This window comes from Streptomyces sp. NPDC041970 (assembly GCF_055588985.1).
In genome coordinates this window covers 15971-39754 of the sequence record NZ_JBVJCD010000033.1, presented here as the reverse complement: position 1 = coordinate 39754, position 23784 = coordinate 15971, and the positions used below count along the sequence as shown (strand labels likewise).

Below are 23784 nucleotides of genomic sequence, written 5' to 3'. Positions count from 1 at the left end.
AAGGGTGCGCTTTGCGACACCGTCCTTTTCTTCCGCGCTGCATTCGCCCCCGGGGGGGGGGGGGGGGGGGGTCCCTCCCCCCCCCCCCCCCCCCCCCCCCCCCCCCCCCCCCCCGCCGGTCGGGGCCCGGACCGCGGGACCGCCGCAGATACCCCCGCCGAACAGGTGGATCACTCCGCGGAGGCGGGTAGGGTCCGTGGCGTAACGTGTCTCGACCGTGAATCGGCCATCGGCAAGTCGGGGGATGAACCTGTCTCTCTCGCGCAGGGCCATCGCATACCTGGAGGGAAACGCGTGGAAGCCAACACTCGGAGCACCGGGCGTCTACCCGCTGCCTTCCTGACGCCGGGATCGTCCTCGTTCATGGACTTCCTGTCCGACCACTCGCCCGCGATGCTGCCGGGCGCCCGCAGCCTGCCGCCGCTCAAGGGGGCCATCGAGGCGCCGCACGGGACGACCATCGTCGCGGCGTCCTTCCCCGGCGGCGTCGTGCTGGCCGGCGACCGGCGCGCCACCATGGGCAACATGATCGCGCAACGCGACATCGAGAAGGTCTTCCCGGCCGACGAGTACTCGGCGGTGGGCATCGCCGGCACCGCCGGACTGGCCGTCGAGATGGTCAAGCTCTTCCAGTTGGAGCTGGAGCACTTCGAGAAGGTCGAGGGCGCGCAGCTCTCCCTGGAGGGCAAGGCCAACCGGCTCTCCACCATGATCCGCGGCAATCTCGCGATGGCCATGCAGGGGCTCGCCGTGGTCCCCCTCTTCGCGGGCTACGACGTCGACCGCGAGCGGGGCCGCATCTTCTCCTACGACGTCACCGGCGGCCGCTCCGAGGAGAACGGTTACGCCGCCACCGGCTCCGGGTCCATCTTCGCCCGCGGCTCGATGAAGAAGCTCTACCGCGAGGACCTGACGCAGGAGCAGGCCCTCACCCTGGTCGTCCAGGCACTGTACGACGCGGCGGACGACGACTCGGCGACCGGCGGCCCGGACGTGGCGCGCCGCATCTACCCGATCGTCACCGTCATCACCGACGAGGGCTTCCGGAGGCTGACCGACCAGGAGTCCGCCGAGGTCGCGCGCTCGGTCCTGGAGCGCCGCCTGGAGCAGCCCGACGGCCCGCGCGCCGCGCTGCTCTGACCCGGACTCCGAGCCCCCAGACGCATTCGCCACTGACAGAAAGGGACGGATAGCCGGTGTCGACGCCGTTCTATGTCTCACCCCAGCAGGCCATGGCCGACCGGGCGGAGTACGCCCGCAAGGGCATCGCCCGCGGTCGCAGCCTCGTCGTGCTGCAGTACGCCGACGGCATTGTGTTCGTCGGCGAGAACCCGTCCCGTGCGCTGCACAAGTTCAGCGAGATCTACGACCGGATCGGCTTCGCGGCCGCCGGCAAGTACAACGAGTACGAGAACCTCCGCATCGGCGGCGTGCGCTACGCCGACCTGCGCGGCTACACCTACGACCGCGCCGACGTGACGGCCCGCGGGCTCGCCAACGTCTACGCCCAGACGCTCGGCACCATCTTCTCCAGCTCCGCCGAGAAGCCCTACGAGGTGGAGCTGGTGGTCGCCGAGGTCGGCGCCGCCGCGGACGGCGACCAGATCTACCGGCTGCCGCACGACGGCTCGATCGTCGACGAGCACGGCTCGGTCGCGGTCGGCGGCAACGCCGAGCAGATCAGCAGCTTCCTCGACCAGCGCCACCGCGACGGCATGACCCTCGCCGAGGCGCTCAAGCTGGCCGTCCAGGCGCTCTCGCGGGAGCCGGGGGGCGGCGAGCGGGACATCCCGGCCGACCGCCTGGAGGTCGCGGTCCTGGACCGGACACGGCCCCAGCAGCGCAAGTTCAAGCGGATCGTCGGACGCCAACTGGCCCGACTGCTGGAGACGGAAGCGGCCGGCAGCACGCCGACGGACGCCCCCTCCGACACCGAGGAGACCGACACGGCCGACGGCGCCCCCGGCACCGCGCCGGAGTCCCCGCAGGAGTAGGCCGCAGCGCCACCGGCGCCCCCGGACCGCCGTCCGGGGGCGCCGTCATGTCCCGAGCGGCGGCGCGGTGGAGCCGCGTACGACGAGGCGGACGGCGAGGCCGCCGGTCTCGGCCGGGCGGCCCTCCAACACGGCGAGCAGTGCTTCCATACCGCGTTCGCCCACCTGCTCGGCGGGCAGCCGCACCGTGGTCAGCTCCGGTTCGAGGGCGGTGGCCAGCGAGAGATCGTCGAACCCGGTGACCGACAGCTCATCCGGCACCCGCAGCCCCAGCCGGCGGGCCGCCTTGCAGGCGCCCGCCGCCAGGATGTCGTCGTCGCAGACGATCGCGGTGGGCCGGTCCCCGGACCCGGCCAGCGCCTGTTCGGCGACCTCCCGCGCCGCCCGCACGTCCAGCGGAGCCCGTACCGTGCGCACCGTCGCGCCGGGCGCGGCACCCAGCTCCCTCCGCAGCGCCTCGGCGCGGACGGTGAACGTCCAGGTGTCCACGGCGGAGGCCAGATGCAGGAAGCGGCGGTGGCCCAGGCCCAGCAGATGGCCCGTCACCTGCCGCATACCGTCGGCGATGTCGAGGTTGACGCGGGCCGCGGGCCCCGCCCCCGCCGGGTCGCTGTCCAGCATCACCAGCGGCAGCCCGGCCCCGCGCAGCGCGTCGAGGGCGTCGGCGGCCATCGAGGAGGCGATCACCCCGTCGAGCGCCGCGCGGGCCGAGGCGAAGGGGTCGCGGGCCGGGCCCGTGCCGTCGGGGGAGGGGTAGAGCACCACGCCGAAGTCGTGCTCGGCGGCGACGGCCGCCGCCCCGGCGTAGACGCGGGCGAAGAACTCGTTGGTGAGCGCGGGCACCACCAGCAGCGCCGTCCTCGTGCGGCCGAGCCGCAGGCTGCGGGCCGCCAGGTTGGGCCGGTAGCCCAGCTCCGCCGCGCTGTCGCGGACCCGCCGGGCCGTGGCCTCGGACACCCGGCCGGGCCACTTCCCCCCGAGCACGAGCGAGACCGTCGCCTGGGACACACCCGCCGCACGGGCCACGTCCCGGCTGGTGGGCCGGGCGGGGACGGACTGGTGCGCGCTGCTCACTTCGGCCTCCGTGCGGGTGTCTGCCGGCGCCGCGAGGGTGGACCCGCGGACTGCGCACATGGTACGTATGACCCCCGACGTTATACGTACAACCTCGGAGGCGGGCGACCGTCCGGCCGAGGCGGAGAGGGGCGGGAATGGCCGCGGGATATCTGGACATCCTCCGGGCGCGGCACGCGGCCCGGCTGCTGGCGGGCACCCTGGTGGGACGGCTGCCCAACGGCACCGCGCACATCGCGCTCGTGCTGTTCACCCGCGCCGAGGGCGGCAGCTACACCCTGGCCGGGGCGCTGGCCGCGGTGTACGGGCTCGCCACCGCCGCGGGTCAGCCGCTGCTGGGGCGGGCGGTGGACCTGTACGGACAGCCGCGCGTCCAGTTCCCCGCCGCCGTCCTCTCCGCGCTCGGCATGGCCCTGCTCACGGTCGTCGGCATCGGCTCGCTCCCGCTGGCCTGCCTCGCCGTCGCCGTCGCCGGAATCGCCACCCCGCCGCTGGAGGGCGGGCTGCGGGCCCTGTGGCCCGGCGTGCTCCAGCGCGAGGACCGGGTGCACCGGGCGTACGCCCTGGACGCGGTGGCGCAGGAGGTCATGTTCACCGTGGGCCCGCTGCTGGTGACGGTGCTCGTCTCGCTCTGGTCCCCGGCCGCCGCACTGCTCGTCATCAACGCCGCGGGCGTGCTCGGCGCCCTGTCCGTCGTCCTGTCGGAACCCTCGCGCACCTGGCGCTCCGCGCCGCGCGAGGCGCACTGGCTCGGCGCCCTGCGCTCGCCCGGACTCCTCGCCCTGCTCGGCGCGTTCTTCTTCGTCGGGCTCGCGCTCGGCTCCATCACCGTGGCCGGGGTCGCGTACGCCGACGACCACGGCCGCGCCTCCGTCTACGGCTGGTTGATGGCCGCCCTCGGGTTCGGCGCGCTGATCGGCGGCCTGGCCTACGGCGCGCGGCAGTGGGCCGGAGCGCCCGAGCGGCGGCTGCGGGTCATCGTGGGCCTCCTGGCGCTCGGCTACCTGCCGTTGGCGCTGACCCCCTCGGTGCCCGCGATGACCGCCCTCACCGCCCTCGCCGGCGTGTTCCTCGCCCCGGCGATCGCCTGCTCCTTCATCGTGGTGGACCGGCACGCCCCGCGCGGCACGGTGACCGAGGCGTTCTCCTGGCTCGTCACCACGTTCGGCGTAGGCGCGGCGGTCGGAACGGCCGTGGCGGGCCCGGCCGTCGAGCACGGCTCCACCGCCTGGGGCTTCGCCGTCGCGGGGGCCGGGGGAGCGGCGGCGCTGGTGGTCCTGCTGGCCACCGGAAAGGCCCTCGCGCCTCCCGGCCGTACGTCCCGTGCCGCGGCGGATGCGGAAAATGATCGAAACGGTGCCGTCGAACCCGGTTTCAGCACAGGCCGTCAGGCGTAATGTTCAGTCATGGACCGCCGCATTTTCGGGCTGGAGAACGAGTACGGCGTCACGTGCACGTTCAGGGGACAGCGCCGACTGTCACCTGACGAAGTGGCGCGCTACCTCTTCCGCCGTGTCGTGTCATGGGGCCGCAGCAGCAACGTCTTCCTGCGGAACGGCGCCCGCCTCTACCTCGACGTTGGATCGCATCCGGAATACGCGACACCCGAGTGCGACAACGTGACCGAGCTGGTCACGCACGACAAGGCGGGCGAGCGCATTCTGGAAGGCCTGCTCGTCGACGCCGAACGCCGCCTGCACGAGGAGGGGATCGCGGGCGACGTCTACCTCTTCAAGAACAACACCGACTCGGCGGGAAACTCCTACGGCTGCCACGAGAACTACCTCGTGGCCCGGCACGGGGAATTCTCCCGGCTCGCGGACATCCTCATCCCGTTCCTCGTCACGCGGCAGTTGATCTGCGGGGCGGGCAAGGTGCTCCAGACCCCCCGCGGCGCGGTCTACTGCGTCAGCCAGCGCGCCGAGCACATCTGGGAGGGCGTCAGCTCCGCGACCACCCGGTCGCGCCCGATCATCAACACCCGCGACGAGCCCCACGCGGACGCGGAGCGTTACCGCCGCCTCCACGTCATCGTCGGCGACTCCAACATGTCCGAGACGACCATGCTGCTCAAGGTCGGCGCCACCGACCTGGTCCTGCGCATGATCGAGGCGGGCACGGTGATGCGCGACCTCACCCTGGAGAACCCGATCCGGGCCATCCGCGAGGTCAGCCACGACCTCACCGGGCAGCGCAAGGTGCGCCTGGCCAGCGGCCGGGAGGCCTCGGCCATAGAGATCCAGCGGGAGTACTACGAGAAGGCCGTGGACTTCGTCGAGCGCCGGGAGATCCGCACCGGCACCGTCGACCAGGTCCTGGAGCTGTGGGGCCGCTCGTTGGACGCGATCGAGGCCGAGGACCTCGACCGGATCGGCACCGAGATCGACTGGGTCATGAAGTACAAGCTCATCGAGCGGTACCGGGCCAAGCACAACATGACCATGTCGAACCCGCGGGTCGCCCAGATAGACCTCGCCTACCACGACATCCACCGCCGCCGGGGCCTGTTCTACCTCCTGGAGCGCAAGGGGCAGACGGCCCGCATCTGCAACGACCTGAAGATCTTCGAGGGCAAGTCGGTGCCCCCACAGACCACTCGGGCGCGGCTGCGCGGCGACTTCATCCGCCGGGCCCAGGAGCAGCGGCGGGACTTCACCGTCGACTGGGTCCACCTCAAGCTCAACGACCAGGCGCAGCGCACGGTGCTGTGCAAGGACCCGTTCCGCTCCGTGGACGAGCGGGTGGAGAAGCTCATCGCGGGCATGTAGCCCGCCCGCACCGGGCTCTGAGGGCTGTTCCGCCGGCGACCGCGGGACAGCCCTTAGAGTGTCAGGGGACCGAACCACCGTGCCCCCTGAGATCTGAGGAACCAGTGCGCCGAATTGCCGGCCTTCTCGTCGCCCCCCTCCTGCTGCTGTCGGCAGTGGCCTGCGGCAGTGAAAAGGACTCCGACTCCGCCTCGCCCAAGAACGGCGTCCCCGCGATCACCGCGGGTGAGAAGTTCGGCGAGAAGCCCACCCTCTCCAAGGGCGAGGGCGATCCGCCCAAGAAGCTGACGACCGAGGTGGTCAGCGAGGGCGACGGGGCGAAGCTCAAGAACGGCGACGCGATCCAGGTCAACTACCTCGGCCAGGCCTGGGACTCCACCGAGCCGTTCGACAACAGCTTCGACCGCAAGCAGCCCTTCGACCTGACGCTCGGCGCCGGGATGGTCATCCAGGGCTGGGACAAGGGCCTGGTCGGCCAGAAGGCCGGCAGCCGCGTCGAGCTGGTCATCCCGCCGGACCTCGGCTACGGCGAGAAGGGGCAGGGCGACATCAAGCCCAACGCCACCCTGGTGTTCGTCGTCGACATCCTGAAGGCCACGCAGATCCCGGCCTCCGCCAAGGGGACCGAGGTCGCGCAGGACGACATCGACCTGCCCAAGGTCGGCGTCGAGACGGACGGCAAGGCCCCCAAGGTCACCATCCCGAAGAGCGACCCGCCGAAGAAGCTGGTCTCCAACTACGTCCTGGAGTCCGACGGCGAGGTCGTCAAGGACTCCGACAGCGTCGTCGTGAACTACGTGGGCGTGCTCTGGAAGGGCTCCAAGGAGTTCGACAACACCTACGCCCAGGGCAAGACCCAGACCTTCCCGCTCTCCCAGGTGACCCTCAAGGGCCTGAAGAACGGCCTGGTCGGCAAGAAGGTCGGCAGCCGGGTGCTGCTCGTCATCCCGCCGGACCAGGCGTTCGGCGGCCAGGCGCAGCAGGCCATCCCGAAGGACTCGACCCTGGTCTTCGCCGTGGACATCCTGACCAAGGTGTAAGACTGTCCCGGTTGCCCGTTCATCATTTTGAGGAGCAGTACACGTGAGCATCGAGAAGCCCGAGATCGACTTCCCGGGTGGCGAGCCGCCGACCGACCTGGTGATCAAGGACATCTGGGAGGGCGACGGCCCCGTCGCGAAGAAGGGCGACCGGGTCCAGGTCCACTACGTGGGCGTGGCCTTCTCCACCGGCGAGGAGTTCGACGCCTCGTGGAACCGCGGCGCCCCCCTGGCTTTCCAGCTCGGCGTCGGCCAGGTCATCGCCGGCTGGGACCAGGGCGTGCAGGGCATGAAGGTCGGCGGCCGCCGCCAGTTGACCATCCCCGCCCACCTCGCCTACGGCGACCGCGGCGCGGGCAACGCCATCGCCCCCGGTGAGGCGCTGATCTTCGTCTGCGACCTGGTCTCCGTCTGACCCGCTCGTCCCGCACCGGAGGGCCCCCGCCGCACGGCGGGGGCCCTCCGCCGCGTCCGGCCCCCGGCCCCGCTTTGGTCCCCACCCGCCGGAGCGGTACGGTCGACGGGCGTGGAGCACAACGAGAAAGGGCGTCGATGGCGATTGCCAAGGCCGAGCGGCTGATGAACCTCGCGCTGTGCCTGCTGGGGACCCGTCGCCCGCTCAGCAAGCGCGAGCTGCGCGGTTCCATCGAGGCCTACCTCGAAGCGGGCACCGACGACTCCTTCAACCGGATGTTCGAGCGGGACAAGGACGATCTGCGCGAGCTCGGACTGGTCATCGAGACCGTCGAGAACCTGGACGGCGACACCGGCTACCTGGCCCGCCGCGACAGCAACCGGCTGCCCCCCATCACCCTGGACGCCGAGGAGGCCGCCGCCCTCGGGCTGGCGGCCAAGGTCTGGCAGCAGGCCCGCCTCGCCGGGGCCGCCAGCGGCGCCCTCCAGAAGCTGCGGGCCGCCGGGATGCCGGAGGCCGAGGACGCCTACGAGGCGCACAGCGCCCTCGAACCCCGTATCCCCGTGCACGAGGCCGCGTTCGAGCCCCTGATGCTGGCCTGCCGCGACCGCCGGCCCGTCACCTTCGACTACCGCAAGGCCAACTCCGCCCGCGCCGAGCAGCGCCAGGTCGAGCCCTGGACCCTCGAGTGCTGGCGCGGGCACTGGTATCTCGCGGGCTGGGACCGGGACCGGGGCGCCGAACGCGTCTTCCGGCTCTCCCGCATCACCGGCAAAGTCCGCTCCCGCTCCGGAGCCTTCACCGCCGGGGTCCCCGACGTGGTCACCGTGCGCGAGACCGTCGAGAGCTGGGCCGGCGAGACCGCGACCCGCACCGCCCGGATCAGACTGCGCGCCGGGGCCGGCTACCCGCTGCGGTCGCGGGCGACCAGGGTGGCGGAGCGCGGCGACGGCTGGGACGAGCTGGAGATCCCGTACGGACACGGGTTGGACGCCTGGCTGGTCGAGTTCGGCCCGGACGTCGTCGTGGAGGAGCCCGCCGATCTGCGGGCCGACGTGGTGGACCGGCTGCGCGCCGTCGCCAAGGACTAGGGGACCGCAGCGATGGCCACGAACGCGATCGACCAGACCCGCCGGATGCTCTCCCTCGTGACGTATCTGCGCGAGCGCCCCGGCGCCCACGTCCAGGACGTGGCGCGGGCCTTCGGGATCACCGAGGACGAGCTGATCTCCGACCTCGACGTCCTGCCCATGTGCGGCACCAGCTTCCGCGGCGGGGACCTCCTCGACATCGACACCGACGGCGACCGGATCTGGTGGCACAACCCGGACGACGTCGCCGAGCCGCTGCGCCTCGCCGCCGACGAGGCCACCGCGCTGCTCGTCGCCGCCCGCGCCGTGGCCACGCTGCCCGGACTGCGCGAGAGCGACCGGCTCGCCCTGGTCCGCGCGACCGCCAAGCTGGAGACGGCCGCGGGCGAGTCCGGCGCGGCCAGTTCCCGGCTCTCGGTCACCTTCGAATCGGAGGGCGGCGTCTTCGCCGACGTCGACCGGGCCATCTCCGAGCGCCGCAGGCTCTGGCTGCGGTACTACTCGCCCGCCCGCGACGAGCTGACCGAACGCGAGGTCGACCCGATCCGCCTGTTCGCCGTCGGGCACACCTACATGGAGGGCTGGTGCCGGCTCTCCGAGGCCCGGCGCACCTTCCGGCTGGACCGGGTCGCCGAGATCCGGCTGCTGGACGCCCCCTCCGCGCCCCCCGAGCTGGAGCTGCGCGACCTCTCCGCCGGGCTCGTCCAGCCGGCCGCCGAGGACCCCGAGGTCGTGATCGAGGTCGGCGCCGGGGGCCGCTGGGTCGCGGAGTACTACCCGCACGACCTGGCCGAGGAACTGCCCGACGGCGGACTGCGGATCACCCTGCGCACCCCGGACCCGGCCTCGCTGCGCCGGCTCGCCCTGCGCCTCGGCGGCGAAGGCCGCATCGTGGCCCCGCCGGAGCTGGCCGACAGCGCCCGCCTCGCGGCCCGCGAGGCGCTCGCCGCCTACGACGAGGCCGTCTGAGGCACGGGGGAGCGGAGACGACGATGAACCGGACCCCCGCGCCCGAGGCCGGCGCCGGACCCCATCCGGCCACCGCGCCGATCCCGGTCCCGGTCACCGCCGCCGTACGGTTCCGCGCGGCCTGCCCCGACTGCCATGGCCGCTTCGAACTCGGGGCGGCGGCGCTGCGGCTGGCGATCGGCGCCAGCAGCCGCACCACCTTCTACACCTTCACCTGCCCCGAGTGCGGCGCCTCGGTCCGCAAGCCCGCCGGGGAGCGCATCATCGAACTGCTCACCGGCGGCGGCGTGCGGACGCTGCGCCTGCACACCGCCCCGTAGCGACCGCCGCGGCGCGGGCGCCCGAGAGGCGCCGCACACAGAGAGGCCCCCCGCATGTTCTGGCCCATGCTCGCCATCGCCCTCGGATTCCTGGGCATCGCCGTCCTCGGCGTGCTCGGCGCCAAGGTCTTCGTCGAGGTCCGGCGTCTCGGCCGGCAGGTCGCGACCGCCGCCGAGCGCGTGAACCGGGCCTCGGAGGAGCTGGAACGCGCGGCCACGCGCCTCGCGGCCACCGGCGAGAGCCTGCGCTAGCGAACCGTGCGGCCTGATGCTCGCGCGTGGCGAGGGGTACGCTGCATGGGGTCGGCCCGAGGAGGGAGGCACGGGCCGCAAGCCCCCGTACGCACGGGCATTGCCCGGCGTTCACCCCCGAGGGTTACGATCGCTGCCAGCGCAATGATCGGACGTATGCCCGGTCCGCCGGGTCGCGAGCCCACCCCCAGCCGCCTCAGTGAGAAGGAAGTCGCACATGATCGGCAATCTGAAGCCCCTCGAGATCGTTCTGATCATCGCTGTCATCCTGCTGCTCTTCGGTGCCAAGAAGCTGCCCGACATGGCGCGCTCGCTCGGCAAGTCGGCCCGCATCCTCAAGAGCGAGGCCAAGGCGATGAAGCGGGACGACGCGGCCGCCGCGCCCACGACGGAGACCGTCCCGGACCCGGCCACCGCCCCGCAGCCCCCCACCGCGCGCACCATCCAGGCCGCGCCGGGAGACGTCACCAGCTCCCGCCCGGTCAACGAGGCCAAGCCCACCACCCAGAGCTGACAGCGGCGCGCTCCGCCGACAGCCGCCGCACGAGACGAGGGAAGTGGGTTGCTCAAGTCTGCCCGCAAGCAGGAGAAGGACGACGAGGGGCGGATGCCCCTCCTCGATCACCTGCGTGAGTTGCGCAACCGGCTGCTGAAGGCCGTTCTGGCGATCGTCGTGGCGGTGGTCGTCGCGGCGTTCTTCCAGAAGGAGATCTTCGAGTTCCTGATGAAGCCGATCCTCGACTCGGTCGGCTGCAAGAACGGCGCGATCACCATGGTCAACGGCCGGCCGTGCGCCGAGATGACCACCAACGGGCTGCTGTCGCCCTTCACCATCGCGCTGAAGGTCTCCCTCATGGCGGGCGTGCTCGTCGCGACGCCCGTGTGGCTGTACCAACTGTGGGCCTTCGTCGCCCCCGGTCTCCACCAGAAGGAGAAGCGCTACTCCCTCGGGTTCGTCGCCGCGGGCGTCCCGCTCTTCGTCGCCGGCGCCTACCTCGCGTACATGATCCTGCCGGAGACGGCCGAGATCATGCTCGGCTTCACGCCGGACAACGTGAAGAACCTGCTGCCGCTCGACGACTTCCTCGACCTGATCACCCGCATGGTGATCGTCTTCGGCCTGGCCTTCGAACTGCCGCTGCTGCTGATCGCCCTCAACATGACCGGCGTCCTCACGGGCGCCCGGATGCTGCAGTGGTGGCGCGGGATGCTCATCGGCCTCACCGCCTTCGCGGCCATCGCCACCCCCGGCGGCGAGCCCATCTCCATGCTGCTGCTGGCCGGTCCGCTCGCGGTGCTCTACTTCGTCGCCGTCGGCTTCTCCCTCCTCAACGACAAGCGCCGCCGGCGCCGGAACCCCGACGCCGAGCTGAGCGACGACGAGGCCTCGCGGCTCGACCTGACCCCCGAGGCCATCGGCCGGGTGGAGCCCGTCGCGGCCCCGCGCCGCGCGCTGCCGGAGCAGGCGTCCGGTGAGGCGGAGGCGTCCGGGTCGCACCGGCTGAACGGTTACGACGACGTCACCTGACCCCCTCCCTGATCGATCCCGCGTGGAAGCGGTCGGGGCGCGCACGCCGCGCGACCGGCCGCTTCCACGCGGCGGGGGGCCGCCGCAACGGCCCGCCCGGCGGCCGGCGAGGGCGCCGGGGAGGCCGCGCGCGGGCGGGCGGGGCGGGGCGGTAAAGACCGCGCTGACTGTCGGAGGCGCCGGGTAGGCTCGTAGCCAAGATGACAGAGGACCTCTCACCAGCAGACCGATACCAGGCTTCCCGGCTCCGGGCGGCCGAGATGGCGACGGCTCTCGGGCCCTTCCGGGAGATGTACGAGTTCGGACTGGACCCGTTCCAGGTCGAGGCGTGCCAGGCCCTGGAGGCGGGCAAGGGCGTGCTGGTCGCGGCCCCCACCGGCTCGGGCAAGACGATCGTCGGCGAGTTCGCCGTGCACCTGGCCCTGGAGCAGGGCCGCAAGTGCTTCTACACCACCCCGATCAAGGCGCTGTCCAACCAGAAGTACGCCGACCTGGCCAGGCGGTACGGCGCGGACAAGGTCGGGCTGCTGACCGGCGACAACAGCGTCAACTCCGAGGCGCCCGTGGTCGTGATGACCACCGAGGTCCTGCGGAACATGCTGTACGCGGGCTCCCAGTCGCTCTCCGGCCTGGGATACGTGGTCATGGACGAGGTCCACTACCTCTCCGACCGCTTCCGCGGCGCGGTGTGGGAGGAGGTGATCATCCACCTGCCGGAGTCCGTGACCCTGGTGTCGCTGTCCGCCACCGTCTCCAACGCCGAGGAGTTCGGCGACTGGCTGGACACCGTGCGCGGCGACACCGAGGTGATCGTCTCCGAGCACCGGCCGGTGCCGCTGTGGCAGCACGTGATGGCCGGCCGCAGGATGTACGACCTCTTCGAGGAGGAGACCGACCACGGCGGTCGCGGGGCCGGCCGCCGCGAGGTCAATCCGGACCTGGTCCGCCTCGCCCGGATGGAGAACCAGCAGGGCTACAACCCGCGCGACCGCCGCCGGGGCAAGATGGTCCGCGAGGCCGACCGCGAGCGCGAGCGGCGCCAGCGCAGCCGGATCTGGACGCCCGGCCGGCCCGAGGTCATCGAGCGGCTGGACTCCGAGGGGCTGCTGCCCGCCATCACGTTCATCTTCAGCCGGGCCGGCTGCGAGGCCGCCGTGCAGCAGTGCCTGCACGCCGGGCTCCGGCTCAACGACGAGGACAAGCGCCGCCTGGTGCGGGAGATCGTCGAGGAGCGGACCGCCTCCATCCCCGGCGAGGACCTCCAGGTCCTCGGGTACTACGAATGGCTCGAAGGGCTGGAACGGGGCATCGCCGCCCACCACGCGGGGATGCTCCCGACCTTCAAGGAGGTCGTCGAGGAGCTGTTCGTCCGGGGGCTGGTGAAGGCCGTCTTCGCCACCGAGACCCTGGCGCTCGGCATCAACATGCCCGCGCGCTCGGTCGTGCTGGAGAAGCTGGTCAAGTGGAACGGCGAGCAGCACGCCGACATCACCCCCGGCGAGTACACCCAGCTCACCGGCCGGGCCGGGCGCCGCGGCATCGACGTCGAGGGCCACGCGGTGGTCCTGTGGCAGCGCGGCATGGACCCCACGGCGCTGGCCGGGCTCGCCGGCACGCGTACGTATCCGCTGCGCTCCAGCTTCCGCCCGTCGTACAACATGGCGGTCAACCTGGTGCAGCAGTTCGGCAGGCACCGCTCCCGCGAGCTGCTGGAGACCTCGTTCGCCCAGTTCCAGGCGGACCGGTCCGTCGTCGGGATCTCCCGGCAGGTCCAGCGCAACGAGGAGGGCCTGGAGGGCTACCGGGAGGGCATGACCTGCCACCTCGGCGACTTCGAGGAGTACGCGCGCCTGCGGCGCGACCTCAAGGACCGCGAGACGGAGCTGGCCAAACAGGGCGCGGCGCAGCGGCGGGCGGCCGCGGCCTCCTCCCTGGAGAAGCTGAAGCCCGGTGACGTCATCCACGTGCCGACCGGCAAGTTCGCCGGGCTCGCCCTGGTGCTGGACCCCGGCCTGCCCGCCGGGCGGGCCAACGGCCACCGCGGGTTCGACCACCACGACGGGCCGAGGCCGCTGGTGCTCACCGCCGAGCGGCAGGTGAAGCGGCTGGCGTCGGTGGACTTCCCGGTTCCGGTGGAGGCGCTGGAGCGGATGCGCGTCCCGAAGTCCTTCAACCCGCGCTCGCCGCAGTCCCGCCGCGACCTCGCGTCCGCGCTGCGGGCCAAGGCCGGGCACATCGCGCCCGAGCGGCACCGCAAGCCGCGCGCCGCGGCGGCCGACGACCGCGAGATCAGCCGGTTGCGGACCGAGCTGCGGGCGCACCCCTGCCACGGCTGCGACGAGCGCGAGGACCACGCGCGCTGGGCCGAGCGCTACCACCGGCTGCGGCGGGACACCCGGCAGTTGGAGAAGCGGATCGAGGGGCGGACGAACACGATCGCCCGCACCTTCGACCGGATCGTCGCGCTCCTCACCGAGCTGGACTACCTCCGGGGCAACGAGGTCACCGACAACGGCCGCCGGCTGGCCCGGCTCTACGGGGAGCTGGACCTGCTCGCCAGCGAATGCCTGCGGGACGGCGTCTGGGAGGGGCTGAACCCCGCCGAGCTGGCCGCGTGCGTCTCGGCCCTGGTGTACGAGGCGCGGCAGGCGGACGACGCGGTCGCCCCCAAGCTGCCGTCCGGACCGGCCAAGGCCGCCATGGGCGAGATGGTGCGGATCTGGGGGCGGCTGGACGCCCTGGAGGAGGACTTCAAGATCAACCAGGCGGAAGGGGTCGGGCAGCGCGAGCCGGACCTGGGCTTCGCCTGGGCGGTCTACATGTGGGCCTCCGGGCGGACGCTGGACGAGGTGCTGCGCGAGGCGGAGATGCCCGCGGGCGACTTCGTGCGGTGGTGCAAGCAGGTGATCGACGTGCTGGGCCAGGTGGCCGCGGCGGCCCCGCGCGAGGGGAGCGCCGGGACGAGCACGGTGGCCAGGAACGCGCGCAAGGCGGTGGACGCGGTGCTGCGGGGCGTGGTGGCCTACAGCTCGGTGGGCTGACCCGCCGCCGACGGAGGCGCCTTCAGCGGAGGGCGGGCCCACGGGTCCGCCCTCCGCGGCGTCCGGGCGTCGGCGGGGGCGGGGTCCTGGTCCGCCTCGGACCGGGCCGCGGCCCGCGAGCCCGGCGTGCGCCGAGCGGGAGGCTAAGTGCTGCGGCTCTTGGCCGCCGCTCCGGCGCAGGCCATGCCGAGCAGGACGGTCAGTGCGCCGACGACGACGTTGTTGATCACGACCCCGGTGTCCGGGCTGGACCCCACCACCCAGGTCGAGACGACGACCCAGGCGCCGATGGCGCACATCGCCCAGCTCAGGCCGTACATGCGCGCGGGCATCGCGGTGAAGCCGAGCGCCAGCACGGCGATGGCGAGGCCCATGACCAGGTTGTGCGTCATCAGGGCCGGCTGGCCCGCCGTGAAGTGGAGCACCCACGGCGAGACGGCGCAGTAGAGGCCGACGAGGAAGACCGGTGCGTCCACCAGCGCCACGTCGCGGCCGCCCATGACGCGGTCGTACCGGGCACGCATCTCCGGGGCGTCCGGGTGCCCCGTCAAGTCGCTCCTGGCGTGCGAGACGTTGCTCATGAGATCTCGTCTCCTTCGGTCCGCGGGGCCCCGCCGCCGTGTGCGGTGTGCGACGGGCGTCCCTGTCTCCATACTGCGCTTATCTCCCCCTTATGTGTAGTTCTGCGGGCTTGTCTACCGATGCGGACGCGCCCACGCCTGCCGGTCAGTCCAGGCCGCGGGCGTGGGCGAACCGGGACCGGGCCTCGGCGAGGTCCACCACCGGGTCCGGGTAGTCGACGGCCGCCCGGTCCCGGCCGGGCAGCTTCCAGGGCTCGTGGACCGCGGAGCCGTCCAGCCCCGCCAGCTCCGGCACCCACCGCCGTACGTAGTCGCCGCGCGGGTCCAGGCGCCTGCCCTGGCTCACCGGGTTCAGCACCCGGTTGGGCCGGGTGTCCGTGCCGGTCCCCGCCACCCACTGCCAGTTGAGCTGGTTGTTCGCCAGATCACCGTCCACCAGCAGGTCCAGGAAGTGCCGGGCGCCCACCCGCCAGTCGACGTAGAGCGTCTTGGTGAGGAAGCTCGCGGCCGCCAGTCGTCCCCGGTTGTGCATCCAGCCCTCGTGCAGGAGCTGCCGCATCGCCGCGTCCACCAGCGGATAGCCCGTACGCCCGAGCTTCCAGGCGGTGATCTCGTCCGCGTCCCGGCGCCAGCGGTCGCCGCGCGGCCGGTAGTCGGACCAGGCGGCGTCGGGGCGGGCCGCCAGCACCTGGTGGTGGAAGTCGCGCCAGGCCAGTTGGCGGACGAACGCCTCGCCGCCCGGCCCGCCCGCCGCCCGCGCGCGGTGGACGAGTTCGGCGGCGGACACCGTGCCGAAGTGCAGATGGGGGGAGAGCCGGGACGTCGCGTCCCCGGACAGGTCGTCGTGGCCCTCGGCGTACCCCTCCATCGGCCCGTTCAGCCAGGCCGCCATGAGGCGGCGGCCGACGTCCTCGCCGCCGCGGGCCAGGCCGGGGGAGAGCCCCCGCACCGCGCCGCGTTCCGGGAGCGGGTCGGAGGCGACGCCCTCGGGCACCGGGACCGCGCGCGGGGCGGCCAGCGTGCCCCGTACGGCCTCCGCCTCCCAGCGGCGCGCGTACGGGGTGAACACCGCGAAGTGGTCCCGGCCCGCCGGGACGACCCGTCCCGGAGCGAGCGCGGTGATCACCGCGTCATGGACGCGCAGCTCGCAGCCGGCGCCCGCCAGAGCGGTCCGCAGCCGCTCCTCGCGCCGTGCGGCGTACCGGCTCACCCCGGCGGCGACGTGCGCCGAGGCCGCGCCCGTCTCCTCGGCCAGCCGCCGCACCTCGGCGGCCGGATCGCCCCGCCGGACGACCAGCTTCCCGCCCCGGCGCCGCAGCCCCGCGTCCAGGGCGGCCAGGCAGTCGGCGAGGAAGGCCAGCCGGTTGGGGGCGTCGAACCCGGCCCGGTGGACGCCGTCGTCCCGGACGAACAGGGGGACGACCCGGTCCGCGTCCCGCAGCGCGGAGCGCAGCACCGGGTTGTCGTGCAGACGCAGGTCGGACGTGAACAACACCAGGGCGACGCTCATGGAACGGGTGCTCCTCGCGGGGTCGTCTGACGTGGCGGCGTCCGCGCGCCCGGTCGGCGGGAGGTGGTGGCCGGGGGTCTCCCGGCCGCCCGCCGAAGCCCGGCGGTGCGCGGCTCGCACGGGCGGCGGGGCGGGCGCCGGAGACGGGGTCGGACGGGCGGAGGCGTGGAACCGGCCGCCGTACGCGGTGGTCGGATGCGCGTGATCCTTCCAGACCGCGCCCCGGAAGAGGCGACGGCTCGACCCGGCGGGTTGCGCGCCGCCGCCCGCCCGCGCAGGCGGAAGCCGCCCCCGGACGCACGGAACCCGCCCGCCGCGGTCTGCGGCGGGCGGGTCCACGGAGCCGCGCTCACACGGCGGCGGAGGTCACGCCGCGGTCGTGCCGCTCTCCTGCTCGCGCTCCACCTGCTCGTTCCACTCGCGCTTGACGGCGCGCCAGGCGTCGTCGTTCTGGCCCAGCCGCCAGTAGCCCGAGATCGACAACCGCGGGAGCGGGATCTGCCGTTCCACGCGCAGGTAGCGGCGGATCTCCTTCACGAAGCCCGCCTCGCCGTGCACGAACGCCTGGACCTCGCCCGCGGGGAACTCCAGTCCCTTCACCGCCGCGGTCAGCGCCTCGCCCACCGGGCGGTCGCCGCGGTGCAGCCAGGTCACGGCCACCCCGTCCGGCGTGACGATCTTCTGCTCCTCGGAGGCGTCCGACACCTCGACGAACGCGTGCACCACCGCGCCCGCCGGCATCCGCTCCAGGGACGCGGCGATCGCCGGCAGTGCGCTCTCGTCGCCCGCCAGCAGGTGCCAGTCGGCCGAGGCCCGCGGAGCGTAACCGCCGCCGGGGCCGAGGAAGGTGACCTGCTCGCCCGGCCGGGCCCGCCGCGCCCACGGGCCGGCGAGGCCCTCGTCGCCGTGGACCACGAAGTCGACGGCCATCTCGCGGGCGACCGGGTCCCACGAGCGCACGGTGTACGTGCGGGTGGTGGGCCAGAGCTCGCGCGGGTGGCTCTCGCGGATGGCGGCCATGTCGAACGGGTGCTCGTAGTCGGCGCCCTGGGGCGCGAAACAGAGCTTGATGTAGTGGTCGGTGAAGCCGTCGAGGGCGAAATCCGCGAGCCCTTCGCCGCCGAGGACCACCCGCACCATGTGCGGGGTGATCTGCTCGGTGCGCACGACCCGCGCACCCTGGGCCTTGGGTCCCTGCCGGGCCGGCCGCTCTGCCACGAGGTACTCCCTGGTTCGGCGTGTGTCCGAGGGGGCGGACGGGCGCACCCGGACGCGCCGTCGCGTCAGCGGACGCGGGCGGCGCCCGTCCCTCCCGGCGGGGACCGGACGCCTCCGGCCCCGATGACTTAGGCATACCTAAGTTAGCATCCCGCGGCTGATGCGTCCTCATCTCGGCGAGACGTTCCGGCGGTCGCCGGGGCCTCCCGTCCGGATCGTGCCGGTCCCGCGGGCCCCGGCACGCGCGCCCGCGGCGGCGTCGTCGGTCGTCACCGCCCCGGCCCGCGCCGTCCGCGCACACCGGGCCCCGCGCCCCGAACCGGCCCGATCCGAACGAAGGACCCTAGCCCTCCAGCACCGCCAGCAGCCGCTGGAGCGCCCCGCCCAGCCCCCACCGCTCGGCCAGCGCCTCCAGGGCGGCCGGGTCGCGCGGCTCGCGCGGCAGCGCCGGGTCGAACGCCGGCAGCGGGACGTCCCCGGCGACCCGGACCACCTTCGGGGCGACGGCCAGGTAGTCCCGCGCCGCGTCCAGCCGCTTGCGCTGGGTCGGGGTCAGCTTCGCCGCCGGGTCGTCCACCGCGGCCATGATCCCGGCGAGATCGCCGAAGGCGTCCAGCAGCTTCGCCGCCGTCTTCTCGCCGATGCCGGGGACGCCCGGCAGGCCGTCGCTCGGGTCGCCGCGCAGCAGGGCCAGGTCGACGTAGCCCGCGCCGTCCACCCCGTACTTCTCGCGCAGCCACGCCTCGTCGGTCACCTGGAGGGTGCCGACGCCCTTGAGCGGGTAGAGCACCCGGATTCGGCGGGCGTCGTCGACCAGTTGGTAGAGGTCGCGGTCGCCGGTGACGATGTCCACCGGCCCGGTCGCCCGCCCCGCGAGGGTGCCGATGACGTCGTCCGCCTCGTAGGGCGCGACGCCGACGCGGGCGATCCCCAGCGCCTCCAGCACGTCCTCGATGATCGGGACCTGCGGTGACAGCGTGTCGGGGACCTCCTCCTCGTCGGGCCGGTCCGCAGGCGTCACGGCGGCGACCCGGTGCGCCTTGTACGTAGGGATGAGGTCGACGCGCCACTGGGGCCGCCAGTCGTCGTCCCAGCAGGCGACCAGCTCGTCCGGCCGGTGGTCGTGCACCAGCCGGCCGATGAAGTCGAGGAGCCCGCGGACCGCGTTCACCGGCGTCCCGTCCGGCGCGCGGACCGAGTCGGGGACGCCGAAGTAGGCGCGGAAGTACAGGGAGGCGGTGTCGAGGAGCATCAGGCGTCGCGTCACGGACCCGATGATGCCCCACCCCGCCGACAGTCGCCGCCAGTGACCCGGCCCGGCCGATCCGTCACGCTCCGGTGAGTTGGATCACTTCTGTGTTTGCTCTGTGTAAGCACGGGCAGCGGCGGAACCGGAGCGAGCTACGTCGCGTTTTCCACTGGCGCACGTCCATGCGGGCCGAAACCGCGCCGCTCCACGGTCTGCCGACGGGGGTGGCGGACCGTTCTCGGTTCAACGCGTGAGGTGTATGTGTCAAGGCTGCAAGCCGAGCACTTGTACAAGGTGTTCGGCAGACGACCCGATCAAGCCGTGCGGAGACTCGCGGACGGCGCGGACCGCGACGAGCTGCGCGCCGACGGAACGACCGCAGCGGTGATCGACGCCTCGTTCACCGTGGAGCCCGGACAGATCTTCGTCGTCATGGGACTGTCCGGTTCGGGCAAGTCCACCCTGCTCAGGATGCTCAACGGCCTGCTGGAGCCCACCGCGGGCCGCGTGCTGTTCGACGGTCAGGACCTGACCGGCCTGAGCCCCCGCGAGCTGCGGCACGTCCGCTCCGCCAAGATCAGCATGGTGTTCCAGCACTTCGCGCTCTTCCCCCACCGGAGCGTCCTGGAGAACGCCGCCTACGGCCTCGAAGTGCAGGGCGTGCCCCGCGCCGAGCGCCAGGAGCGGGCCGCCGAGGCGCTGCGGCTCGCCGGCCTCGACGGCTGGGAGAAGTCCTGGCCCGACGAGCTGTCCGGCGGGATGCAGCAGCGCGTCGGCCTCGCCCGCGCCCTGGCCACCGACGCCGACCTGCTGCTGATGGACGAGTCCTTCAGCGCGCTCGACCCGCTGATCCGGCGCGACATGCAGGACCAGCTCCTGGAGCTCCAGAAGCGGTTGAAGAAGACCATCGTCTTCATCACCCACGACCTCAACGAGGCCATGCGCCTGGGCGACCGGATCGCCGTCATGCGCGACGGGAGGATCGTCCAGCTCGGCACCGCCGAGGACATCCTCGTCACCCCGGCCAACGACTACGTCGCCTCCTTCACCCAGGACGTCGACCGCTCACGGGTCCTCACCGCGGGCGCGATCATGGCCGAACCGCACACCGTCATGGGGACCGCCACCGAGGAGGGCGAGGAGCTGCGCACCCCGCAGGACGTGCTGGCCGCCGCCCCCGCCTCGGTCCGCGAGTCGACGCCCGTCATCGACCTGTTCACCCCCTGCTCGCTGAGCGCCAACGCCGTCGCCGTCACCGACGCGGCCGGCAGGCTCGTCGGCGTCGTCCCCCGCTCCCGGCTGCTCGCCGTGCTCGGCGAGCCGATGGCCCCGGTCCCGGCCCCCCGCGACGCCGAGCCCGCGGCGGCGCACGGCGCGAAGAAGGTGGCCGGTGTCTAGACTCCCCCTCGGTGCCTGGGTCGACTCCGCCGTCGACTGGCTCCAGACCCACCTCGCCTGGCTGTTCGACGCGATCAGCTCGCTCGTCAGCGGCATGTTCGACGGCATAGCCGCCGTCCTGTCCGCCCCCGCCCCGCTCCTGTTCGCGGGCATCGTCGCCCTCGTCGCCTGGTGGCTGCGCGGCCTGCCCGCGGCGCTGCTCGCCTTCGCCGGATTCGCCCTCATCGACTCCGTCGAACTGTGGGACGAGGCGATGGACACCCTCACCCTGGTGCTCGTCGCGACCCTCGTCACGCTGGCCATCGCCGTGCCCCTCGGCATCTGGGCCTCGCGCTCCAAGGCGGTCGGCGCGGTGACCCGGCCGGTCCTGGACTTCATGCAGACCATGCCCGCCATGGTCTACCTGATCCCCGGCGTCATCTTCTTCGGCGTCGGCGTCGTCCCCGGCATCATCGCCACCATCATCTTCGCGCTGCCGCCGGGCGTCCGGATGACCGAACTCGGCATCCGCCAGGTCGACGGCGAACTCGTCGAGGCGGCCGAGGCCTTCGGCACCACCCCGCGCGACACCCTGCTGCGCGTCCAACTGCCGCTCGCCCTGTCCACGATCATGGCCGGGGTCAACCAGGTCATCATGCTCGGCCTGTCCATGGTCGTCATCGCGGGCATGGTGGGCGGCGGCGGCCTCGGCGGCTCCGTCTACCGGGCCATCGGCAACGTCGACGTCGGCCTCGGCTTCGAGGCGGGCATCTCCATCGTCATCCTCGCCATGTACCTGGACCGGATGACCGCCGCGCTCGGCTCCGAGGTCTCCCCGCTGGGCCGCCGCGCGGTCGCCAGGGCCCGCGCCGCGGCCGACGGGTGGAGGATCTGGAGCTACCGCCCGCAGGCCTCCGTCGCGGTCGTCGGCATCGTCGTCCTCGCGCTCGTCGCGGGCGGCATGAACCTCTTCGGCGGCACGAAGGCGCAGGACCCCGACCGGGCCGCGCAGGTCGGCGACGGCAAGAGGATCAGCGTCGGCTACATCCCGTGGGACGAGGGCATCGCCTCCACCTTCCTCTGGAAGGAGTTGCTGGAGCAGCGCGGCTACGAGGTCGACGCCAAGCAGTACGAGGCCGGGGCGCTGTACACCGGCATGGCCAACGGGCAGATCGACTTCCAGACCGACGCCTGGCTGCCGGTCACCCACGCCGCCTACTGGAAGAGGTACCAGGACCGCCTGGAGGACCTCGGCGCCTGGTACGCCCCCACCTCGCTGGAGCTGGCCGTCCCGGCGTACATGAAGGACGTCCGGTCCATGGAGGACCTCAAGGGCCGGGCCGCCGAGTTCAAGGGCCGCATCGTCGGCATCGAGCCCAGCGCCGGCGAGATGGGCCTGCTCAAGGACAAGCTCCTGCCCGGCTACGGCCTGGACGAGGAGTACAAGCTGCTCGACGGCTCCACCTCGTCCATGCTGGCCGAGCTGAAGCGGGCGTACGCCAAGAAGGAGCCGATCGTCGTCCCGCTCTGGTCGCCGCACTGGGCGTACGACGAGTACGACCTCACCAAGCTCAAGGACCCCAAGAGGCTCTGGGGCGAGGGCGACGGCGTCCACACTCTGGCGCGCAAGGGCTTCTCCACCGAGAACCCCCTGGTCAGCACGTGGCTCAAGGACTTCACGATGAGCGAGAAGCAGCTCACGGGCCTTGAGGCGGAGATCCAGCGGGCCGGTTCCGGCCAGGAGCAGGAGGCCGTCCGCACCTGGCTGGAGGCCAATCCCGGCGTCGCCGACGCGTGGACCCCGCTCCCGAAGGACGCCGGGTCCGCCGCGGCCGGCGAGGACGAGCGCGACCGCCCGCTGAAGGTCGCCTGGTTCCCCTGGGAGGAGGACATCGCCGCCACCTACCTGTGGAAGGCGGTCCTGGAGGAGCGCGGCTACCGGGTGGACCTCAAGCAGTTCGAGGTCGGCCCCATGTACGCCGCCATGGCGCGCGGCCAGATCGACGTGCAGTTCGACGGCTGGCTCCCGTACACCCAGAAGAACTACTGGGACGAGTACGGGGACCGGCTGACCGACCTCGGCTCCTGGTACGGGCCGACCTCCATCGAGATCGCGGTCCCCGACTACGTGCGGAACGTCCGGACCCTGGAGGACCTCAAGGGCCGGGGCTCCGCGTTCAAGGGCCGGATCATCGGCATCGAGCCCGGCGCCGCCACCATGGAGAACCTCAAGAAGAACGTCCTGCCCCGGTACGGGCTGGACGAGGAGTACGAGGTCCTCGACTCCTCCACTCCGTCCATGCTGGCCGAGCTGAAGCGGGCGTACGCCAAGAAGGAGCCCATCGCCGTCCTGCTGTGGACCCCGCACTGGGCGTACGACGAGTACGGCCTGACCAAGCTCGCCGACCCGCGGAAGGCGTTCGGCGGCGGCGACCGGCTGCACACCATCGGCTCCGCGGACTTCCCCCGGCGGTACCCGCGGCTGACCGCGTGGTTCAAGGACTTCCGGCTCAGCGAGGGGCAGCTCGCCGGGCTGGAGAACGAGATCCAGCAGCGCGGCGCGGGCCACGAGGAGGAAGCCGTCCGGGCCTGGATGGGCGAGAATCCGGGCATCGTGGACACGATGGCGCCCCAGTAGGAACATCGCGGACACGAAAGCGCAGGTCGCAAGGGGTGGCCCCCGCCGTCGGGCGGGGGCCGCCCCTTCCGCCCGCGGGGGGTCGATTACCGGACCTTGTGCGCGACCATGTGCGTAAGGTGCTGGCAGCCGCGAGGATGGCGGGGGTGGGAGGGAGCATCGAGAGATGGACGACAAGGACACACCGCGGGTAGGCGCCGCGGTCCGGCGCCGGCGCAGAACCCTGGGGCTCACGCTGGCCGCCGTCGCCGCGCGCAGCGGGCTCTCCGTGCCCTTCCTCAGCCAGATCGAGAACGAGCGCGCCCGCCCGAGCCCCCGCTCCCTCGACCGGGTCGCCGAGGCCCTGGAGACCTCCACCTCGCGGCTGCGGGACGCCGCCGACTCCGCGCGCGCGGTGGACGTCGTCCGGGCCGGGCAGGGCGAGGGCGTGCGCCGCGTGGTGCGCGGCCGCCACCAGCTCAGCGCCCTGGAGTTCAGCGGCGAGCCGGACCTGGGCCGCGAGTTCCAGCACCGCAACGACGAGATGATGTACGTCGTCGAGGGCGCCGTCGACGTCGAGGCCGAGGGCCAGGCCTACCGGCTGGCGCACGGCGACACCCTGTTCCTCTCCGGCGGGGTCCGCCACCGCTGGCGCGCCACCGTGCCCGGCACCCGCCTCCTGGTCGTCTCGGTGGCCGAGCACATCGACGCCACCTACGACTCGCGCCGCTGAGACCCGC

At 72.8% G+C, this 23784-nt stretch carries 21 protein-coding genes; 16 read left to right on the top strand and 5 right to left on the bottom strand.

The window, feature by feature from the left end:
- The first annotated feature begins 294 nt into the window (after window positions 1-294).
- Both prcB and prcA read left to right on the top strand, forming a co-directional pair.
- Complete coding sequence (gene prcB / locus ACZ6EJ_RS17720) at window positions 295-1140, top strand: proteasome subunit beta (protein WP_469268063.1); 846 nt, start codon at window positions 295-297, stop codon at window positions 1138-1140.
- Between the two features lie 56 nt (window positions 1141-1196).
- Window positions 1197-1994 (top strand): proteasome subunit alpha, encoded by a 798-nt coding sequence (gene prcA, locus ACZ6EJ_RS17715; RefSeq protein ID WP_469268062.1) that lies wholly within the window; start codon window positions 1197-1199, stop codon window positions 1992-1994.
- A gap of 45 nt (window positions 1995-2039) precedes the next feature.
- Here the strand turns inward: prcA and ACZ6EJ_RS17710 are convergent, their stop codons facing one another.
- The gene (locus tag ACZ6EJ_RS17710) at window positions 2040-3068 is read right to left on the bottom strand and encodes a LacI family DNA-binding transcriptional regulator (protein WP_469268061.1); all 1029 of its coding nucleotides are present in this window, start codon (window positions 3066-3068) and stop codon (window positions 2040-2042) included.
- A gap of 137 nt (window positions 3069-3205) precedes the next feature.
- On the opposite strand from ACZ6EJ_RS17710, the gene ACZ6EJ_RS17705 reads away from it, so the two are divergent.
- The 11 genes from ACZ6EJ_RS17705 to ACZ6EJ_RS17655 all read left to right on the top strand — a co-directional run bounded on the left by ACZ6EJ_RS17705 (window position 3206) and on the right by ACZ6EJ_RS17655 (window position 14492).
- Window positions 3206-4465 carry an MFS transporter gene (locus tag ACZ6EJ_RS17705; protein WP_469268060.1) on the top strand — a complete coding sequence of 420 codons (1260 nt, stop codon included), beginning with the start codon at window positions 3206-3208 and terminating at the stop codon, window positions 4463-4465.
- 9 nt (window positions 4466-4474) lie between these two features.
- Window positions 4475-5836, top strand: coding sequence for a Pup--protein ligase (gene pafA / locus ACZ6EJ_RS17700; RefSeq protein WP_469268058.1), 1362 nt, complete (start codon window positions 4475-4477; stop codon window positions 5834-5836).
- A 104-nt stretch (window positions 5837-5940) separates the two neighbouring features.
- Complete coding sequence (locus ACZ6EJ_RS17695) at window positions 5941-6876, top strand: FKBP-type peptidyl-prolyl cis-trans isomerase (protein ID WP_469268056.1); 936 nt, start codon at window positions 5941-5943, stop codon at window positions 6874-6876.
- A gap of 43 nt (window positions 6877-6919) precedes the next feature.
- The gene (locus ACZ6EJ_RS17690; RefSeq protein WP_469268055.1) at window positions 6920-7291 is read left to right on the top strand and encodes an FKBP-type peptidyl-prolyl cis-trans isomerase; all 372 of its coding nucleotides are present in this window, start codon (window positions 6920-6922) and stop codon (window positions 7289-7291) included.
- A gap of 137 nt (window positions 7292-7428) precedes the next feature.
- Complete coding sequence (locus tag ACZ6EJ_RS17685) at window positions 7429-8382, top strand: helix-turn-helix transcriptional regulator (protein ID WP_469268052.1); 954 nt, start codon at window positions 7429-7431, stop codon at window positions 8380-8382.
- Between the two features lie 12 nt (window positions 8383-8394).
- Window positions 8395-9351 (top strand): helix-turn-helix transcriptional regulator, encoded by a 957-nt coding sequence (locus ACZ6EJ_RS17680; RefSeq protein WP_469268050.1) that lies wholly within the window; start codon window positions 8395-8397, stop codon window positions 9349-9351.
- Window positions 9352-9374: 23 nt separating this feature from the next.
- Complete coding sequence (locus ACZ6EJ_RS17675) at window positions 9375-9671, top strand: hypothetical protein (protein WP_469268048.1); 297 nt, start codon at window positions 9375-9377, stop codon at window positions 9669-9671.
- Window positions 9672-9725: 54 nt separating this feature from the next.
- Entirely contained in the window at window positions 9726-9923 is a 198-nt protein-coding gene (locus tag ACZ6EJ_RS17670; protein WP_469268046.1) for a hypothetical protein, read from the top strand.
- 217 nt (window positions 9924-10140) lie between these two features.
- Window positions 10141-10437, top strand: a complete 297-nt coding sequence (tatA, locus tag ACZ6EJ_RS17665) for a Sec-independent protein translocase subunit TatA (RefSeq protein ID WP_469268045.1) — start codon at window positions 10141-10143, stop codon at window positions 10435-10437.
- A 48-nt stretch (window positions 10438-10485) separates the two neighbouring features.
- Entirely contained in the window at window positions 10486-11451 is a 966-nt protein-coding gene (gene tatC / locus ACZ6EJ_RS17660; RefSeq protein ID WP_469268043.1) for a twin-arginine translocase subunit TatC, read from the top strand.
- A 200-nt stretch (window positions 11452-11651) separates the two neighbouring features.
- Window positions 11652-14492, top strand: coding sequence for a DEAD/DEAH box helicase (locus tag ACZ6EJ_RS17655; RefSeq protein WP_469268041.1), 2841 nt, complete (start codon window positions 11652-11654; stop codon window positions 14490-14492).
- Between the two features lie 143 nt (window positions 14493-14635).
- On the opposite strand, the gene ACZ6EJ_RS17650 is transcribed toward ACZ6EJ_RS17655, so the two are convergent.
- The 4 genes from ACZ6EJ_RS17650 to ACZ6EJ_RS17635 form a co-directional block, all read right to left on the bottom strand.
- Window positions 14636-15073: an SPW repeat protein gene (locus tag ACZ6EJ_RS17650; protein ID WP_469268040.1), complete on the bottom strand. Its 438-nt coding sequence runs from the start codon at window positions 15071-15073 to the stop codon at window positions 14636-14638.
- 145 nt (window positions 15074-15218) lie between these two features.
- Window positions 15219-16583, bottom strand: a complete 1365-nt coding sequence (locus tag ACZ6EJ_RS17645) for a cryptochrome/photolyase family protein (RefSeq protein WP_469268038.1) — start codon at window positions 16581-16583, stop codon at window positions 15219-15221.
- Window positions 16584-16949: 366 nt separating this feature from the next.
- Complete coding sequence (locus ACZ6EJ_RS17640) at window positions 16950-17801, bottom strand: siderophore-interacting protein (RefSeq protein ID WP_469268036.1); 852 nt, start codon at window positions 17799-17801, stop codon at window positions 16950-16952.
- A gap of 343 nt (window positions 17802-18144) precedes the next feature.
- Window positions 18145-19053 carry a 5'-3' exonuclease gene (locus tag ACZ6EJ_RS17635; protein WP_469268103.1) on the bottom strand — a complete coding sequence of 303 codons (909 nt, stop codon included), beginning with the start codon at window positions 19051-19053 and terminating at the stop codon, window positions 18145-18147.
- 258 nt (window positions 19054-19311) lie between these two features.
- Between ACZ6EJ_RS17635 and ACZ6EJ_RS17630 the strand changes: the two genes are divergently transcribed.
- The 3 genes from ACZ6EJ_RS17630 to ACZ6EJ_RS17620 all read left to right on the top strand — a co-directional run bounded on the left by ACZ6EJ_RS17630 (window position 19312) and on the right by ACZ6EJ_RS17620 (window position 23777).
- Window positions 19312-20448: a quaternary amine ABC transporter ATP-binding protein gene (locus ACZ6EJ_RS17630; RefSeq protein WP_469268034.1), complete on the top strand. Its 1137-nt coding sequence runs from the start codon at window positions 19312-19314 to the stop codon at window positions 20446-20448.
- Complete coding sequence (locus ACZ6EJ_RS17625) at window positions 20441-23065, top strand: ABC transporter permease/substrate binding protein (protein WP_469268032.1); 2625 nt, start codon at window positions 20441-20443, stop codon at window positions 23063-23065. Before ACZ6EJ_RS17630 ends, ACZ6EJ_RS17625 begins: the two co-directional genes overlap by 8 nt.
- A 166-nt stretch (window positions 23066-23231) precedes the next feature.
- Complete coding sequence (locus ACZ6EJ_RS17620) at window positions 23232-23777, top strand: helix-turn-helix domain-containing protein (RefSeq protein ID WP_469268031.1); 546 nt, start codon at window positions 23232-23234, stop codon at window positions 23775-23777.
- Window positions 23778-23784: the final 7 nt, after the last annotated feature.